Annotated in this window: 1 protein-coding gene; it reads right to left on the minus strand. The window is 37.6% G+C overall.

Going from position 1 to position 258, the window contains the following annotated elements:
• On the minus strand, positions 1 to 258 hold a 258-nt coding region (locus ACH5TX_RS00065), incomplete at both ends, for an immunoglobulin-like domain-containing protein (RefSeq protein WP_439337526.1).

Consider the following 258-nt stretch of genomic DNA (forward strand, 5'->3'; position numbering starts at 1 on the left):
GTAGCGCCTAATTCAGAATAAGTATCACCAACATTAATATCGATAGACGCTGCTCCCGTAAGAGTAATAACAGGTGCCGTTGTATCAGGAATCACATTCACTGTTCTATTAACTTGCGTTGCAGGATTTCCAGCCACATCAGAAACATTATAAGTAATAATATAAGTACCTGCTACATTAGAATTAACAGTATCACCACCAATAACAATGTTTGCAGAAATGTCACCATCTTTATTATCAGAAGCCGTAGCGCCTAAT

It is taken from the genome of Thalassobellus citreus (assembly GCF_044385915.1).
GTDB lineage: Bacteria > Bacteroidota > Bacteroidia > Flavobacteriales > Flavobacteriaceae > Thalassobellus > Thalassobellus citreus.